The organism is Streptomyces sp. NPDC048211 (assembly GCF_043202315.1).
GTDB lineage: Bacteria > Actinomycetota > Actinomycetes > Streptomycetales > Streptomycetaceae > Streptomyces.
In genome coordinates this window covers 225,949-240,482 of sequence record NZ_JBIDAD010000002.1, presented here as the reverse complement: position 1 = coordinate 240,482, position 14,534 = coordinate 225,949, and the positions used below count along the sequence as shown (strand labels likewise).

The following is a 14,534-nucleotide window of genomic DNA, read 5'->3' as shown; positions in this document are numbered from 1 at the left end:
TCAGGCTCCGCTCATCACGGGTCGGTGAAGCATTTCTTCGGCGTCGAGGGCGTCGAGGATGCTGCGGCGCGGTGCCACCTCGCGGACGAGGGCGTTGTAGTTGAGGACCCGGTCCCCGGACGTGTTATTGACCGTCCTCGTCTCCGTGCGGGCGACGGTGGCCGCGGTAGTGGAGCGGACCACTCGGGCCATTGATGCGGCAGCCTCGGCGGCCTGTGGGATCGTGGCGCGGACCCCGCGCGCGAAGCCCAGCCCGGTGAACCGGCCCAGCGCGTCGAGGACCCGTGACGGCGACTTGATTTTCAGCTCGACCTTGATGGTCGTCTGGACCTTCTTTGCCAGCCCCGCGACCGCTTTGACGATCGATGATTCCTGCGCCTTCAGTCCGGCGAGGTAGCCCTTTCCGGACTGGGCGCCGACGTCGTACATGGCGTCCGCGGCGTTCTGCCCGTAGGCCGTGGACGCCTTGCCGATCTGTGTCTGGGTGGCGTTGATGTCCTTGAGCTGCTTGTCGGTGGCTGCGACGAGGGCAGCCGCATACGGTGCGCCCTGGTCGGGGCCGGCGGCAATGATCTGCCCGATGAGATCTTTGGACAGGCCGCGTTTGGCGAGGGCGGCGATGTTCGTGGAGAACGTCTTGAGCTGCCCGAGTCGTACCTTGAGCCCTGCGAGGATGCCGTCGGCGCCGAAGGGCAGGCCGGAGTTGGGGAGGCTGGTGAGGGCGGCGAAGCTGGCGCCGCTTTTCGTGGTGTCGGCGGCGAACGTGGTCGCTTCGGTGATCTTCGCCCGGATCTTGTCGCGTTCACCGGCCAGCCGCTGCAGCGCCTTGTTCTGCGCGGTGACCACTCGGATGAGTTTGTCGTCGAGTGTGGTCTTGACGCCCTTGAAGGCGTTCTTCAGTGCGGTGGCCACCTTGGTCATTGCTGTATTGATGGCTGCCGATGTGCCCGTGAGCTGAGTGAGGAAGTCGGCGCCGATGGCGGCCTTGAGTGGGCCGGTGTCGATACTCTTCCCGCCGACCTTGATGACCCCGCCGGTTGCGTACCCGGTGGTTCGGGGCAGCAGCCCGTTGTGGATCTGTACACCACCGCCGACGATGCCGCCCTGGGCGTACCCGCCGATCCGGCTGTACGCCGCGGAGAGCGACCCATACCTGGACAGGGCGTAGCGCATGGAGGCGTAGATGTTCGCCATGGGGTCGACGCTGACCCCGTAGAGCTTGGGTCCGGTCTTCTTGTACTTCCCTGCGTAGGCGTTGAACGTGGGCTCGATGACCTGCATCAGCCCGACGCTGGGCGTGCCGTTGATCCAGTTGATGTCGTTGCGGTTGACAGCGCGCGGGTTGCCGCCGGACTCCTGGTTCATCCGCCTGAGCGTCGTGTTGACCAGGGCGAGGGACTGCCCGACCTGACCGAGCGCCTGGGTGACTACACCCCGGAATCGTTCCACGCCCGAGCCGGCGTCTCCGCCGGTGCCGCCTTCGAGGTAGCGCATCGGGTCGACGGGCTTGCCGTCGATGCGGGCTTCTAGGTGGAGGTGCGGTCCGGTGACGTTGCCGGTCGCGCCGACGGATCCGACGCGGGCGCCGCGCTTGATGCTGTGCCCGGCCTTGGCGACCATCGCGGACATGTGGGCGTACAGGGACGACAGGCCGCCACCGTGGGAGATCGTGACGTGCTTGCCGTAGGGGCCGCCGGTGGAGACGGATGCGACCTCGCCGTTGTCGACGGCGTGCACCGGGGTGCCGGTCTTCGCCGGGAAGTCGAGCCCGGTGTGCCGGCCGCTGGACCACATGAGCCCGGCCTTGCCGAACGGGGTGCCGTAGCCGACGTTGACCGGTTTCATCCACTGGCCGGTTGCCTCCGGGGGGAGGTCCTTGCCGCGGATGTAGTCGATGGCCTTGTCGATGAGCCCGATCGGGGCTTGGCCGATCATGCCGCCGTAGGTGGTCTTGTCGCTGCCGAGGACCTTAGTGATGCCGGTCTTGATCGGCTTGAAGGCCGTTTCGGCGAGGTCGGCGAGGCCGCCGCGGACGACGTCGGCTCCCTTGGAGAGTGCGGAGCCGACGGCGTCGGTGATGCCGCCGAGTATGCCGCCCTCTGAGAATCCGCGGAACTGGCGCAGCGAACGGCCCTGCATGGCGGCCTGGTTGACGGCGTGGAGGCGTGCCCGCTCGTAGGGGTCGCGCATCGCTTCGGAGACGTAGACACCTTCGCCGCGGCGCATGGGTACGAGCTGGTCGTCGCCCTGCCGGTAGGTGCTGTAGCCGGGGAGGACGCCGCCGCGGGCGAAGCCCTTGGGGAGGCTCATCGTCTTGAGGTCGGGGACGCCAGGGATTTTCCCTGCGGTTTTGTTCCACACCTTGACGATGCCGTTGTTGTAGACCGTTTCGATCCAGAACTTGATCGGGGCCTTGACCAGGGCTTTCAGCCCGTCCCAGACTTTGCCGATGCCCTTCTTCAGGCCCTCGAATGCGGTCTTGAGGCCGCCTGCGAAGGTATCGAAGCCCTTCTTGACAATGCCCCAGGCGGCGGACGCGGTCTCCTTGACGTTGCCCCAGAGCTCATCCCATTTGTCGCGGATCCCGTCCTTGATCCACACGAAGATTCTGAGGGCCTTGTCCTTCAGGTCGGTGAACCACTTGATCGCACCACGCACGATGTCAGGGATGATCGAGTGGCCGAGGAGGACATCGAACAGCCACTTGAACGCTCCGACGATCTTCGTGACGATCTTCGTGATGACGGTAGCGAGCTGCCCCACCCAGCCCAGCACCCTCACGACGATCGGGATGATGAAGCTCAGCGCTGCACCGAGCCCCTTCACAAGCAGCCCGGCAACGAACCCGATGACGGCGAGCAGCGGGCGCAGCGCCATCGTCAGCAGACCGAGGAGCGGCGTCAGGAGCTGACCCAGGGCGCCCACAAGCAGACCGATGATCGGCATCAGCGGTGTCAGAAGAGGCAGCAGCTGCATGAAAATGTCGGCGACGATCTTCAAAATTGGGGCCAGTGCCTGGATCGCGATGACGAGTACCTGGCCGAAGACCTGGGCGAGCAGGGTGATGATGGGCATCAGCGGGGTCAGGATCGCGACGACGAGCTGGCTGAAGATCTGGGCGATCAGCACGATCACGGGGATCAACGGCTGCAGCGCCGGGATCAGTGCCTGAAGTACGGACACGACGACGGTGCCGAGGGACTGTGCCAGCAGGGCGACGATCCCGATGATCGGGGTCAGTGCTGGCATGAGGGCGGTGAGCGTCTCCCCGATCAGGTCGGCGAGGAGAGTGACGACGGGTATCAGCCCGCTGATGATCGTTGCCAGCGGTCCGGCGAGTGCGGCGACGACCTGGACGATGACGTCGACGACCGTGTTGATGACGGGCCCGAGCGCGGCAACGATGGCCCCGATGACCTGCCCAATCGGTTCCAGAACAGGCACGAGCGCCGTGACGATGTCGAGGATGCCCTGCCCCAGCACGCTGATGATGGGCAGCAGCGCTGTGATGATCGGCATGAGTGCCTGGCCCAGGCTGGCCACAAGTTGCGCCAGTACGGGGCCGAGCGTGTTCGCGAGGACGGTGATCGTTGGGGACAGTGCCGCGAGGAGCGGCAGCACGGCCTGGATGACTGAGCCGAGCGTTCCCGCGATCAGCGACGCAATCGCCTGCACGGCAGTGAAAATGCTCGTCAGCGCAGCCTGAACTTCAGGGAGGGCGGTGATGCGGCGGATCTCCGCGAGAGCCTTGCCGACCACCCCGAAGAAGTCACCGCCGGCGCCAGCCGCCGCCTCCATGACGTTCTTCAGGATGCCGAACACGTCGGCGAGGACTTTCCCAAACTGCACGGCCACATCGAGGGCCGTACTGATGGCGTCCTCTAGGTGGCCGTTCTCCAGGCCCGCGGACAGTTTGTCCATGACCTTGTCCATGGCGGACCCGGCGCCGGCGGTAATGCGATCCCATACCGGGCCAGCTGCCACGGTGAGCTGGGACAGGCCGGTGACGATCTGGCCCGGGATTCGGTTGAGGTTCCCCAGGCCGTTCCGGATGACGTCGAACGTGCCCTTCAGCTGCCCCGTCTTCTGCAGGTTTTCCACGGCGGTGAGGGCGTTCTTCCCCATCGTGCTGAGCTCGCTCGCCGTGCCGACCAGGCCGTTCCGCACGGTGGGAAGGATCCGCTGGCCAACGTCCTGAAGGCGCGCCCCCACCCCGGCGAACAGTGCGTCCTGCACGTCAAGCTTCATCGCCTGCCAGGCCGGGGCCATCGACTGCAGGACGGCTACGAACCCGCGGGCGTTGGGGCTGAGTTTGGCCAGGGCGGTGTCGAGCTTCGATGTCTGTGTCGCAGCGTTCGACTGGGCGTCTGCGACTGCGCGGGCAGCATCGGCTACGGCCCGGTGCGCGTCGGCGAGGCCGCGCTCCTGCTGGGCAACCTGCTCGTTCGCTGCCCGGATCCGCTCCTGCGCCTGCACCACCGCATCCGACCCGGACACCCCGGCCTTGTTCGCTGCAGCCGTGTCGACCTGGAGGCGCTTCTGCTGGCGGCCCTGCTCCTCCGCTGAGGCTTTCGCCCGCTGCAGGGCAAGATCGGCCTGCTGGATTTGCAACTGGGTGGCGGCCGGGTCGGTACGCACGTTCTGCAGGTCCAGCTCGGCCTGCTCAACATCAAGGGCAGCCTGCTTTTGATCCAGGGATCCTTGGCGGAGCCGCTGGTTCATGTCCTCCAGGTCGCGGATCGCCTGCCGGCGGGCTGCGGACAGTTCGCCCTGCGCCTGCCTGGCCGCACGCTGTGCCTGGGACAGGTTGCGTTCGGCGTCGGTGACCCCGCGCTGGGCGTTCGCAAGGCCGCGCTGTGCCGACTCCACCTGTTTCGTGGCAGTCGCTGCCGCCTTCGCCTCGCCGGACGTGTCGGCGAACGCGGCCTTGATCGCATCCCCAACACCGGAGGCGCCCAGTTTGATCGCACCGAACACGGCTGCGAGAGAGAGGACGGCCGGGGCTGCCACAGCCGCGAGCGGAGCCATCTGGGCAATGGCCGCCCCCAGCGACGCCATCTGCGGCAACGCCAGCAAAGCGGAGGCTCCGACCATACCGATGCGGCCGGACAGCATGCCCAGGCCGCCGCTGGCGCCGCCGCTTCCTGACCCGAGAGAGCCGAGCAGCCCCGTCAGGGCGGTCAGGCCGGCGGTTCGGACGCGCACATTCGTGGTGCGGTCCCGGGTCAGGACGGCAAGGGACGTGGTCGCACCGGCCGTGTCTGCACGGGCTGTGACCCCGACGGTACGGCGCCGGGTCAGGTTGGCGATGTCTGCAGCTGCGACCCGGGTGTCGACGTCGACACCGATGCGAACGCGCTGCTGGCGGGCCAGGTTACGGATTTCGTCCGCGGCAACTCGGGTGTCAGCTGTGGTCCTGATCAGTACGGTGCGGTCTGCGGTGAGCTTGGCGAGGGCCTTCTCGACGCGCTTGTACGCGGCGTCCTGGATTTTGGCGATGACGTCGACGGTGGTCTGGCCGAACCCGGCGAGCTTGGCCTTGGCCGCTGTGTCGTCGACCTCCGCCTTGACCTTCACGGTGCGGTCGCCGGTCAGTTTGCCGAGCGCCGCTTTCGCCGCCGCCTCGTCGAGGCTTGCAGTGACCTTCACGGTTCGCTGGCCGGTCAGCTTCCCCAGCGCGGTCCGGGCGGCGACGTCATCAAGGGAGGCGGTGACCTTGACCGTGCGGTCACGGGTCAGGCGGACCAGGGCGGTGGTGGCTGCCTTGTCGTCCAGGTGAGCTGCGATCTGGACCGTGCGGGCTTTCGTGAGCTTGTCGAGTTGCGCTGTGGCGAGCGCCGCCTTGAGGTCAACGCCCACTCGGACAGTCGGGGTGGCTGCGGCAAGCTTCCGCTGGATGCCGTCGAGGATTTCGTCGCCCGCGACCCGGCCAGCGAGTTTCGCAGGTTGGCGGATGGCGGAGGGCAGCTCAATCCGGAGCCGGTCGCCAAAACTGGACGTGTCCGGGATGAGGCTCACCCGGGTGGATCCGACGACGGTCGGCTCGGCCATGCTGCCCTCCCCTACTGTTGCGCTTCGAGTTCGCGGATCTGCTGGGTCCAGTGGTCCATGGCCGCCTGGTCATGGGTTCTGCCTGGCGAGTACTGGTCGAGGACGGCTTCGCTGTACCGGGCTGCCGCCTTCTCCTGTTCGACTTGCCGTTCGTCGGCCTCCAGTTGTGGTGGGTCGATCGTCGACATGTCGGGTGGATTGCCCTTGAGGTGGGCAGCCCAGAGGACTCGGATCATGAGGAGCACGGCGTTGTATGTGGCGGCCTGGATGTAGGTGTCCTGCGTCCAGCGCCGCCCTTGCACGTCACCTCCGGATGCTGCCCTGGTGGCCGAGTCCTCGGGGAGGGCCTCGACGAGGTCGCGGAGTTCGGCCCAGTTCATGGAGCCTTCGCCCCAGGACATGGCCCAGAACTCGTCTAGGCGGCGGCCTGGGTAGTAGCGCTGGATGTCGGCGCGGAGGGCTCCGGGGTGCTCGCGGAGAAGGGCGAGGAGCCGGAGTCTTCCCCCTGGTCGGTGCCCGCCTCCCCGTCCATCTCCTCGATGATCTGCTTGAGTTCGCCGACGGTGAGGTGGGCGACCTTGACGAGGCGGTCGAACGCTTCGGGCGGGGTGGCGATCTCGCGGAGGACGTTGATGTTGGCGTTGCCGCCCTTTTCTTCGACCTCCTCGATGATCTCCAGCGGCCAGTTGTCCTGGACGGGGAAAGTGCAGGTCTCTTCGACCCCATCCCCGTTCTCGAAGACGACGTCGACGTACTGGGTCTTCGCGACAGCGGCGCGCTGGGCGCGCATCTGCTGGAGGCGGACAACCTTGCGGTTCGGCTTGCTCATGGCGTGGTTCCTTCGCTTGGGCGGGGACAGGGGCGGGGGCTGTCAGGTGGTCCGTCGTGCCGCCCCCGCCCAGGAGATGAGCGCGACGGACCACCAGTCAGGGACTACGGCGTGGGCAGGACGACGTCGGTGATGAAGTGCTGCACGCTCTGGGCGCCGCCCGGGGCTGCGAGCGCGGTGAACGTCAGCTCGTAGTTGCTGCTGTCGTCCGCGCTGTGCTTGAGCGCGCCGCGGTCGGACACGCCCGCGCGGGCGACCATGATGCGGTGGCGCTTCCCGCCGTAGATGACGTCGAGACCCAGGGCGATCTCCACCGTGTCCTGGGTGCTGCCGGAACCGAAGGAGACGAACTGCTTCAGGGGCGCCGGCGTGGTGACCGCGGCAGTCGACGTCATGGACGCCATCTGCACCTGGTAGTACAGGGCCAGCAGCTGCGCAGTCGTCTCCCGGAACGTGAGCTTGAACGTCTGGGTGCGCTTCTTCGCGAGGTCGACGACCGGGGCGTCCTCACCCCACGCATCGAGCTGGGTGCGCTCCTCCGCCATGGCCTCTTCGAGACCGTCCGGGGTGATGAACCCCATGTCGGTGAAATCTTCACCCCAGACCGCTTCCGGGCCGAGGGGGAAGGTGCTGCCGACGGGTGCGGCGTAGGCCTTGCCCGCTGTGCCGACGATGATGTTCGCAGAGTCGCCCACGACGGGCCTCCTAGCTGTTCGGGAGGGGTGGGCGGACGCTCATCCCCAGGATCATGCCGACGCGGGGTACGTCGGGATTGAGGTCTTCGGGTCGGTCTTGTGGGCCGGTCTCTTCCGAGATTCCGGCGACGATCCCGTCCTCGGTGGACCGGCCGGGCAGCAGCTCCCACTCGGCCCGAACCCGGAGAGCAAGGCGCATGGCCGCGCCTTCGTCATCCGCGTAGCAGTCGAATGAGAATCTGGGGCGGTCAGTGGTGGCCGGGTCGGACCATCCGCGCATGGTGCTGGTTCCGCCGATCCTCAGAACTCTGACCGCCGGGATCTTGGCGTTGAGCGCCTTCCCCTCCGGGAGCTTCGACGTCACAAGGACGTCGGGCATGGCGGCCCCCAGCAGGTCGATCGCGACCTTCTTCGAGTCGGGGAGGATCAGCAGTTCGGCCATAGCTACTTGCCTGCGGCCTTCTGCTGCACGCTGCCGGTCGACGGGTTCTTGTCGGCGTCCGGCTTTGAGGCCTCAGCCTTGGGTGCGTCGCCAACCGGCTCGGCGAACCCCTTCCACCGGTGCACCTCGTCGGCGCGGACGTCGATGACCTCCCCGGGCTGCTGCGTGCCGCGGGGGAACGTGAGTCGCATCTTGATCAGGTCGGTGTCGGCCATCAGTGGTCGCCTCCTGCGGCATCGAGGGCGTTGCCCAGTACGTGGTGCGGCAGGTGGATGCGCCTGCCGTTGCGGTCGGTCTGTCGGGTGCCGTACTCGACGTAGATCGCGTAGTGGACGGGTGCGACAACATGGACTGCCCCGTCGTCACCGGGCCGCTCAGTGCGGTGGATCGTGGCCCTGTACAGGCCGGTGTCGACCGGTGCGTTCGCCTTGGCGACCTCCACCACCCGGTCCATGCGGGCGGCTAGGTCCGCCTGGACCTCGGGAAGGAAGACGAGGGCGTCGATGGCGTCGTCGTAGATCTCCACGTCGCTGTTCATCCGGCCACCTCCAGCAGCCGCACGGCCTGCCCAGACAGCCGCCCGGACTGCTGGGTGTCGTCGGGTACGCCGTCGACCTCCCAGACGCGCCCGTCCCACCGGACGCGCTGCCACTCCGACACGCGGGGGGCGCGGCGCGGCATGAACAGTTCGGCCGTGGTGATCGTCTGATCGCCGGCGGCCTTGGACTCGGTGGTGGCGGCGTAGTCGATTGTGCAGCCGTACACCACGGTTTCCGTGGCGTGAGCCCAGTCCCGGATCTCCACGTTGTAGTCGCCAGCAACCAGCGGGGCGTCGAGCAGGGTGACCGTCTGGCGGCCGATATTGCCCGGCATCAGCCCACCACCAGCGGATAGATGACAAGCAGTCCGGCCACTCGCAGCACATCCACAGCACCCGGCGCCAACCGCGGGGTGGCCGACGACGTCGACCCGCCACTGCGAGCGAAGCGGCTGAACGAGCGCTTGCCCGTCGACATGGCCTGTACGTCGTCCTGCGCGCCCGTCTCGTCGTCCCGCTCAATCACCCAATGCGCCTGCCGCACCGTCGCCTTGGCGAGGACGGCCTGCACCTCGGGGTCATCCCGGTCGTATGCGACGCCATACAGGGCCACATCGACCGCAGTCGACGCCAGATCCAGAAGGCGTGCCGCATTCGCCGGCGCAGGCTCAGGAGCAAGCCATGCCGCGAGGTCGGCTTCGGACGCGTAGGCCACTGCTACTCCGTCGTCTCAGCGTTGTCGCCCGACTGTTCGGCGCGGGACTCTTCGACGACCTGGGCGTAGTCCTGACAGTCGGCCTTGGTGGCGTCCTTGGCCTGCTCCGGGTCCATGCCGAGGGCGACGGCGTAGGCCTGCCACGTCTCCGCCTTGGCATTCGCACCCGGCCGCTTCGGAGCATCGTCGACAACGGTCTCCTGCTTTGCAGGAGCCTTCGCCTTGGGCTCGACCTCGGGCGCGCCGACGGGGACAAGGTGCCCGCTGTCGACCTGCTTGCGCATCTCGTCGGACAGCGGCTCGTCCAGGTGCAGGCTCAGGCCGCCCGCGCCCCGGTACTCGCGGGCCGCCATCAGAGAGCCCGGGGCAGCTTGAAGACCGTGATCGCGCCGGTGTGCCCGGACGCGAAGTCCACGAACATCTTCGTGCCCTGCTGCTGGAAGCGTGCCGACGTGAACGGGCCGAAGAACTCGACACCCGTGGTGAGCGCGACGGACTGGACAAGGTCGCCCTGCCCCGCCATCCAGGCGGCGCTTCCCGTTCCGGCCTTGACCGTCACGTTGTGCGCGGACGAGTGCGTGTTCGTGACCCTGATGAGCGTGTGCTCGGGGTCGACGTTGTTGATGACGACACCGTTGGTGACGAGCGTCGAATCGATCGTGGTCCCGGCCGGGTCGGTGAGGTGACCGTTCGGGACGAGGGGCGTGTACGTGACAGCAGTGCGAGGCATGGAAGGACTCCCGGGGTCTGGGTCTGAGGCGGCGACGAGGATCACATCGGCGGAGGACTACGCCGGGTCGATGAACGCCACGGCGATGCCGGTCGGGCGCAGGAGCTTCGCCCCGTACACGTGGAGGCCACGGATCGCGTCCGCGATGGTGTCCTGCAGGCGCAGTGCCTCGGTCTCCAGGATCTGATCCGCGTAGGTGATGGCGCCCGGGTAGCCGGCCTGGATGACCTGGGTGTCACCGGTCGGGTTGGGCGCGTTGTTCGACATGAGGATGTCGAAGCCCGCGGCGCGGCCGATGTACCCGTTGCGGAGGCCCTCGCTGGAGCCGCTCGCGTCCGCACGGACGAAGCGGTCGTCCTGCAGCAAGGACGCTTCGAGCTCCGGGGTGATCACCGCGTAGCGGCCCTCGGTGGGGGCGCTGGCACGATTCAGCTTGGCCCGGAGCGGAATGAGGACCTTGTTGTAGGCGTCCGTCGGGGTCGTGAACGTGTTGACCGGCGCCCCGGTGGATCCGACGGTGTTGGCGGTCGCGACCCCGGTGTAGAGGTTCGCCACGTAGCTGTCCGCCGCGTCGCGCATCTTGTACGCCGAGTTCTGCGCCATCTTCGTCATCGGGTTGACGCGGGCCTGGGCCTTGTCGACGTCGTCCAGCTTGAACGCGAAGAACTTCTTCCGGTCGATGATCAGGTCGACGCCGGCGGTCTCGATGTCCTCGTAGTTGAGGGAGACGTTGGGGTCGTAGTCGCTGACCGTCGGGTCGCCGATCGTCGTGATGTGCACCGACTGGCCGTAGTTGGCGATCTCGCCCTCGTAGTCGCTGTTGACGAGCTGCGGCTGGGCGTAGACGAGCGAGTTCCGGAGAGCGTCGAGGAGCATGGCGCTCCAGATCTCCGGCTTGAAGTTGGCGACAGACAAGGGAGGCTCCTAGGGTCAGCCTCCGCCACCCAGGTAGGCGGCGAACCGGCCTTCCTTGACGGCTTTGGCGATCTGTTCGGGGGTCATGCGCTTGCGGTCCGCTTCGCCCAGTTGCCGCTTTCCGCCGCCAGCCCCGTCCATCGGCGCCCCACCTGCGGGGGTGGGCTCCGGCCCCTTCGGCTCCGGCGCCTTGGCCGCGAGCTTGGAGTTGGCCTCGACTGCCGCCTTCACCGCATCGCCGACCGCGGCGTCGAGCCCGTCCGAGCTGGGGTCGAGCTTGGCGATGGCGTTGGCGAAAGCGCGGGAGTCGAGGAGTGCGTCGGGGTCGCCGCCGTGCCTCGATGCCGTCTTGTAGACGGCGAGTTCGACCTCTGTCTGGCGGGCGCGATCGTCGGACGCCTTGGTCCGGGCCTGCTCCTCGGCCAGTTGCTGGGCGAGCTCTTCGGGGGTGGGCGGTTTCGCTTCGTCGGTTTCCAGTCCGAACGCCTTGGCCACCCGCTTCATGAGGGTGTCCTGGTCGTCCTTGGCCTTCTGTTCCAGGGCTTCGCGCTTGGCCTTCTCGGCTGCGACGTCGCCTCGGAGGTTTTCGACGAGGCGCTCGAACTTGGCCGGGTCGAAGTCGCCCTTGAACTCCGGGGTCTTCCCCTTGGGTTCGTCGGCGGGCTTCGGCTCGGTGGCCGGTTCGGGCGTGGCGGGTGCGGCCGGCTCTGGCGGAGTCGGTGCGGCCGGGGGTGCGGGCGGGGTGGCCGGCTGGGTGCCGGTGTCCGGGGTCGTTCCCTCGGGTGCTGCGGGCTGGGCGGGGGTGCTCATCTCGGTGCCTCCTTGGGCGGCCTACACGTTGTTGCGGCGCCTTGTCCGCTGGCGTGTTGACCCAGATGTTAACCCTGAACCCACTCCAATGCTGCACAATCGAAGGTCATAGCGCAAGATGTCCTTAGATTCAAAGGCTGGGAGGGGTGGGGGATGGCAGTCAGCAGCAACCAAATCGCCGCAGCAGCACGCCAACAGCCCGCCGCCCTCCGCCGCATCGAGCAACGAGCCGCCAACGCAGCCGGGCAACCCCTCGCCATGGCCATCGCCGCAGCCCAACGCGACGCCACCCGACAATGGGTCCAAGCCACCGACCGAGGCGCACCAACAACGACCGCCCTCCAACGCTTCATTGCCGCCATCAAGAAGGCGCTCACTGAAGCGTTCCGGGGTGCCGGGGCGGAAGCCCGGGACGTAATCCGGCAGGCAGCGTTCAACGCCGCGCACGTCAGCGCCCAGCAGGCGTCCGCGCTCGCCGCCGCCATGCGAGCCCAACCCACCCCCTACAACCAGCCCACCATCGGCCCCGAGGCCGCAGCAGCCGCCGACGCCGTACCCGCAGCCGTCGAAGAGGAACGCCAGCACGCCGTAGCGCTGCTAACAGCGGCGAACCTGACCGCGCTCGGGCTCGCCGGGGTGACAGGGGTGTTCAACCGGGCCCGGCGCGCCGTCGGCCGCATCACCCGGCACGCCGCCGTTGCCGTCACCAGCGCTGCCGCCCACGCCGTAGCCGCCGTAGCCGCAGCAATCGGACCCACGATCCGCCAGCTGTGGGTGGCCGAACCCGGTGCCTGTGCTGCCTGTGCCGCATACGCAGGCCGCAGCGTCCGACCTGGCCAAAGGTTCCCGGGCGGCCTCAGCCTCAACCCGGCACGGACAGTGTTCCCGACGCCACTGGAGGGTCCTCCGCGGCACCCGCACTGCCGCTGCTGGCTGCTCCCCTACTCCCCCGACTGGCAGGTCGACGGCACCCCGCTGCCCGCCCTGCTGCGCCAGTACGCCCGCCCAGGAGGTCGCAATGTCTGACGGATACATGGGCAAGGACAAGTGGGAGACCTTGCGCGCCCTGCACGCCGACGGGCTCGGGCGTAACGCCATCGCCCGCGAAATGGACATCGCACCCGCCGCCGTCTCCCGAACCGCCGCACGCCTCGGGCTCACGTTTGACCGGTCGAAGATCCAGGCCGCAACTGCGGCGCGCCTCGCCGACCTTGCCGAGCGCAGGTCGCTCCTCGCCGAGGACCTCATCACCGATGCGGAGAAGCTGCGCGCCCAGATCTGGCAGCCCCACCTGTACTGGGACTGGGGCGGCAAGGACCACGACTACGACGACAAGCTCGCCGACGAGCCCACACCGGGTGACAAGCGGGCCCTGATGGGCGCGGCCGGCATGGCCATCGACCGGTCGCTGAAGTTGGCCCCGGCTGAGGAGTCGTCGGGCCTGGACGCGGCAAAGTCGATGCTGGGCAGCCTGGGCGAGGCCTTGGCCGCGTACTCGCGCTCAGCTGACAGCGCGGAGGAGCAGCAGGCCGAGGGCGAGCAGGCGTAGCCGTGCTGGATACGTTGCCGCTCTCACGCAAGCAGATCCGGTCTGTTGCCGAGTCAACGACGAAGATCTCTTGCTGGGAAGGTGCGATCCGGTCGGGGAAGACGATAGCTTCGCTGCTGAAGTGGCTGATCTTCATTGCGAACGCGCCGACCACAGGCGAGCTGGTGATCATCGGCAAGACATCGCAGACAATCCACCGCAACCTGTTCCTGCCGCTCCAGGATCCAGCCCTGTTCGGGGAGCTCAGCAAGCTAATCCACTACACGCCCGGCGCACCGACCGCGACAATCCTTGGCCGGCTCATCCACGTCATCGGCGCGAACGACGCCAAGTCCGAGCCGAAAATTCGTGGCATGACGTTGTGCGGGGCCTACGTGGACGAGGTGACCCTGGTCCCGCAGGTGTTCTTCGAGCAGCTCCTGGGCCGCATGTCCGTCCGCGGGGCCCAACTGTTCTGCACCACCAACCCGGATAACCCGGCGCACTGGTTCATGCGGGACTGGTTGTCACAGGAGGGCACGAAACCGCTCAGGCGCTTCAGCTTCACGATCGACGACAATCCGTTCCTCGACGAGGACTACGTCCGCGACATCAAGGCCATGCATGAGGGCTTGTTCTACCGCCGCTTCATCCTCGGGGAGTGGGTGGCCGCCGAGGGTGCCATCTACGACGCCTGGGACCGGGACCGGCACATCGTCACCGCGCTACCGAAGGCTGGCATCCACCGTTGGATCAGCCTGGGTGTCGACTACGGAACGAAGAACCCGTTCCACGCCGTCCTCCTCGGCCTGGGTGCCGATCGGAAGCTGTACGCGGCAGCGGACTGGCGATACGACTCCCGGCAGCACAAGAAGCAGCTCACCGATGGCGAGTACTCCCAGCGCATGCGGGCCTGGCTCGGTGACGTTCCCGGAATCGGCCCAGTCCGTCCGCAGTTCGTCACCGTCGACCCATCCGCGGCAAGCTTCAGTACGCAGCTACGCCGGGACAAGCTCACCCCGACCGCGGCGAAGAACGACGTCATGGACGGCATCCGCACCGTGTCGTCCCTCCTCGCCGCGAACAAGCTCCTCGTCCACGCCTCCTGCAAGGACCTCATCACCGAGATCGGCGGCTACTCCTGGGACGACCAAGCCGCCCTACGCGGCGAGGAACGCCCCATCAAGGTCGCCGACCACGGTGTCGACGCCCTCCGCTACGCGATCTTCACAACCCGCGCCCTGTGGCAGCGCCAGCTCGCCCTCGCCGCCTAACCCTGAG

Annotated in this window: 16 protein-coding genes; 3 read left to right on the top strand and 13 right to left on the bottom strand. The window is 67.6% G+C overall.

The annotated features are described in order from the left end of the window. From ACGFZA_RS07905 to ACGFZA_RS07845, 13 genes are all read right to left on the bottom strand, one after another. Positions 1-6,051, bottom strand: coding sequence for a peptidoglycan DD-metalloendopeptidase family protein (locus tag ACGFZA_RS07905; protein WP_393678075.1), 6,051 nt, complete (start codon positions 6,049-6,051; stop codon positions 1-3). Positions 6,052-6,062: 11 nt separating this feature from the next. Then, complete coding sequence (locus ACGFZA_RS07900) at positions 6,063-6,452, bottom strand: hypothetical protein (protein WP_393678073.1); 390 nt, start codon at positions 6,450-6,452, stop codon at positions 6,063-6,065. 14 nt (positions 6,453-6,466) lie between these two features. Continuing rightward, entirely contained in the window at positions 6,467-6,880 is a 414-nt protein-coding gene (locus ACGFZA_RS07895; RefSeq protein ID WP_393678071.1) for a hypothetical protein, read from the bottom strand. 104 nt (positions 6,881-6,984) lie between these two features. Next, positions 6,985-7,575 carry a phage tail protein gene (locus ACGFZA_RS07890; RefSeq protein ID WP_393678069.1) on the bottom strand — a complete coding sequence of 197 codons (591 nt, stop codon included), beginning with the start codon at positions 7,573-7,575 and terminating at the stop codon, positions 6,985-6,987. 10 nt (positions 7,576-7,585) lie between these two features. Continuing rightward, positions 7,586-8,017 (bottom strand): hypothetical protein, encoded by a 432-nt coding sequence (locus ACGFZA_RS07885; protein ID WP_393678067.1) that lies wholly within the window; start codon positions 8,015-8,017, stop codon positions 7,586-7,588. A gap of 2 nt (positions 8,018-8,019) precedes the next feature. Continuing rightward, positions 8,020-8,232: a hypothetical protein gene (locus tag ACGFZA_RS07880; protein WP_393678065.1), complete on the bottom strand. Its 213-nt coding sequence runs from the start codon at positions 8,230-8,232 to the stop codon at positions 8,020-8,022. Next, on the bottom strand, positions 8,232-8,555 hold the full coding sequence (locus ACGFZA_RS07875) for an HK97 gp10 family phage protein (protein WP_393678063.1): 324 nt from the start codon (positions 8,553-8,555) through the stop codon (positions 8,232-8,234). The genes ACGFZA_RS07880 and ACGFZA_RS07875 overlap by 1 nt, the downstream gene beginning before the upstream one ends. Then, entirely contained in the window at positions 8,552-8,890 is a 339-nt protein-coding gene (locus ACGFZA_RS07870; protein ID WP_393678061.1) for a head-tail adaptor protein, read from the bottom strand. Before ACGFZA_RS07870 ends, ACGFZA_RS07875 begins: the two co-directional genes overlap by 4 nt. Then, positions 8,890-9,270 (bottom strand): hypothetical protein, encoded by a 381-nt coding sequence (locus ACGFZA_RS07865; protein WP_393678059.1) that lies wholly within the window; start codon positions 9,268-9,270, stop codon positions 8,890-8,892. Before ACGFZA_RS07865 ends, ACGFZA_RS07870 begins: the two co-directional genes overlap by 1 nt. Before the next feature lie 2 nt (positions 9,271-9,272). After that, the gene (locus ACGFZA_RS07860) at positions 9,273-9,623 is read right to left on the bottom strand and encodes a hypothetical protein (protein WP_393678057.1); all 351 of its coding nucleotides are present in this window, start codon (positions 9,621-9,623) and stop codon (positions 9,273-9,275) included. Continuing rightward, the gene (locus ACGFZA_RS07855; protein ID WP_393678055.1) at positions 9,623-10,000 is read right to left on the bottom strand and encodes a hypothetical protein; all 378 of its coding nucleotides are present in this window, start codon (positions 9,998-10,000) and stop codon (positions 9,623-9,625) included. Before ACGFZA_RS07855 ends, ACGFZA_RS07860 begins: the two co-directional genes overlap by 1 nt. A 57-nt stretch (positions 10,001-10,057) precedes the next feature. Beyond that, positions 10,058-10,915, bottom strand: a complete 858-nt coding sequence (locus ACGFZA_RS07850; protein WP_393678053.1) for a P22 phage major capsid protein family protein — start codon at positions 10,913-10,915, stop codon at positions 10,058-10,060. Positions 10,916-10,930: 15 nt separating this feature from the next. Next, entirely contained in the window at positions 10,931-11,725 is a 795-nt protein-coding gene (locus tag ACGFZA_RS07845; protein WP_393678051.1) for a hypothetical protein, read from the bottom strand. Between the two features lie 153 nt (positions 11,726-11,878). On the opposite strand from ACGFZA_RS07845, the gene ACGFZA_RS07840 reads away from it, so the two are divergent. Genes ACGFZA_RS07840 through ACGFZA_RS07830 form a run of 3 tightly spaced genes read left to right on the top strand, consistent with a single transcriptional unit; the run spans position 11,879 to position 14,527 of the window. Continuing rightward, a complete protein-coding gene (locus tag ACGFZA_RS07840) occupies positions 11,879-12,751 on the top strand; it encodes a hypothetical protein (RefSeq protein ID WP_393678049.1) in 873 nt (290 codons plus the stop codon). Next, positions 12,744-13,274, top strand: coding sequence for a hypothetical protein (locus ACGFZA_RS07835; RefSeq protein ID WP_393678047.1), 531 nt, complete (start codon positions 12,744-12,746; stop codon positions 13,272-13,274). The genes ACGFZA_RS07840 and ACGFZA_RS07835 overlap by 8 nt, the downstream gene beginning before the upstream one ends. 2 nt (positions 13,275-13,276) lie before the next feature. Next, on the top strand, positions 13,277-14,527 hold the full coding sequence (locus ACGFZA_RS07830; protein WP_393678045.1) for a PBSX family phage terminase large subunit: 1,251 nt from the start codon (positions 13,277-13,279) through the stop codon (positions 14,525-14,527). Positions 14,528-14,534 lie beyond the last annotated feature (7 nt).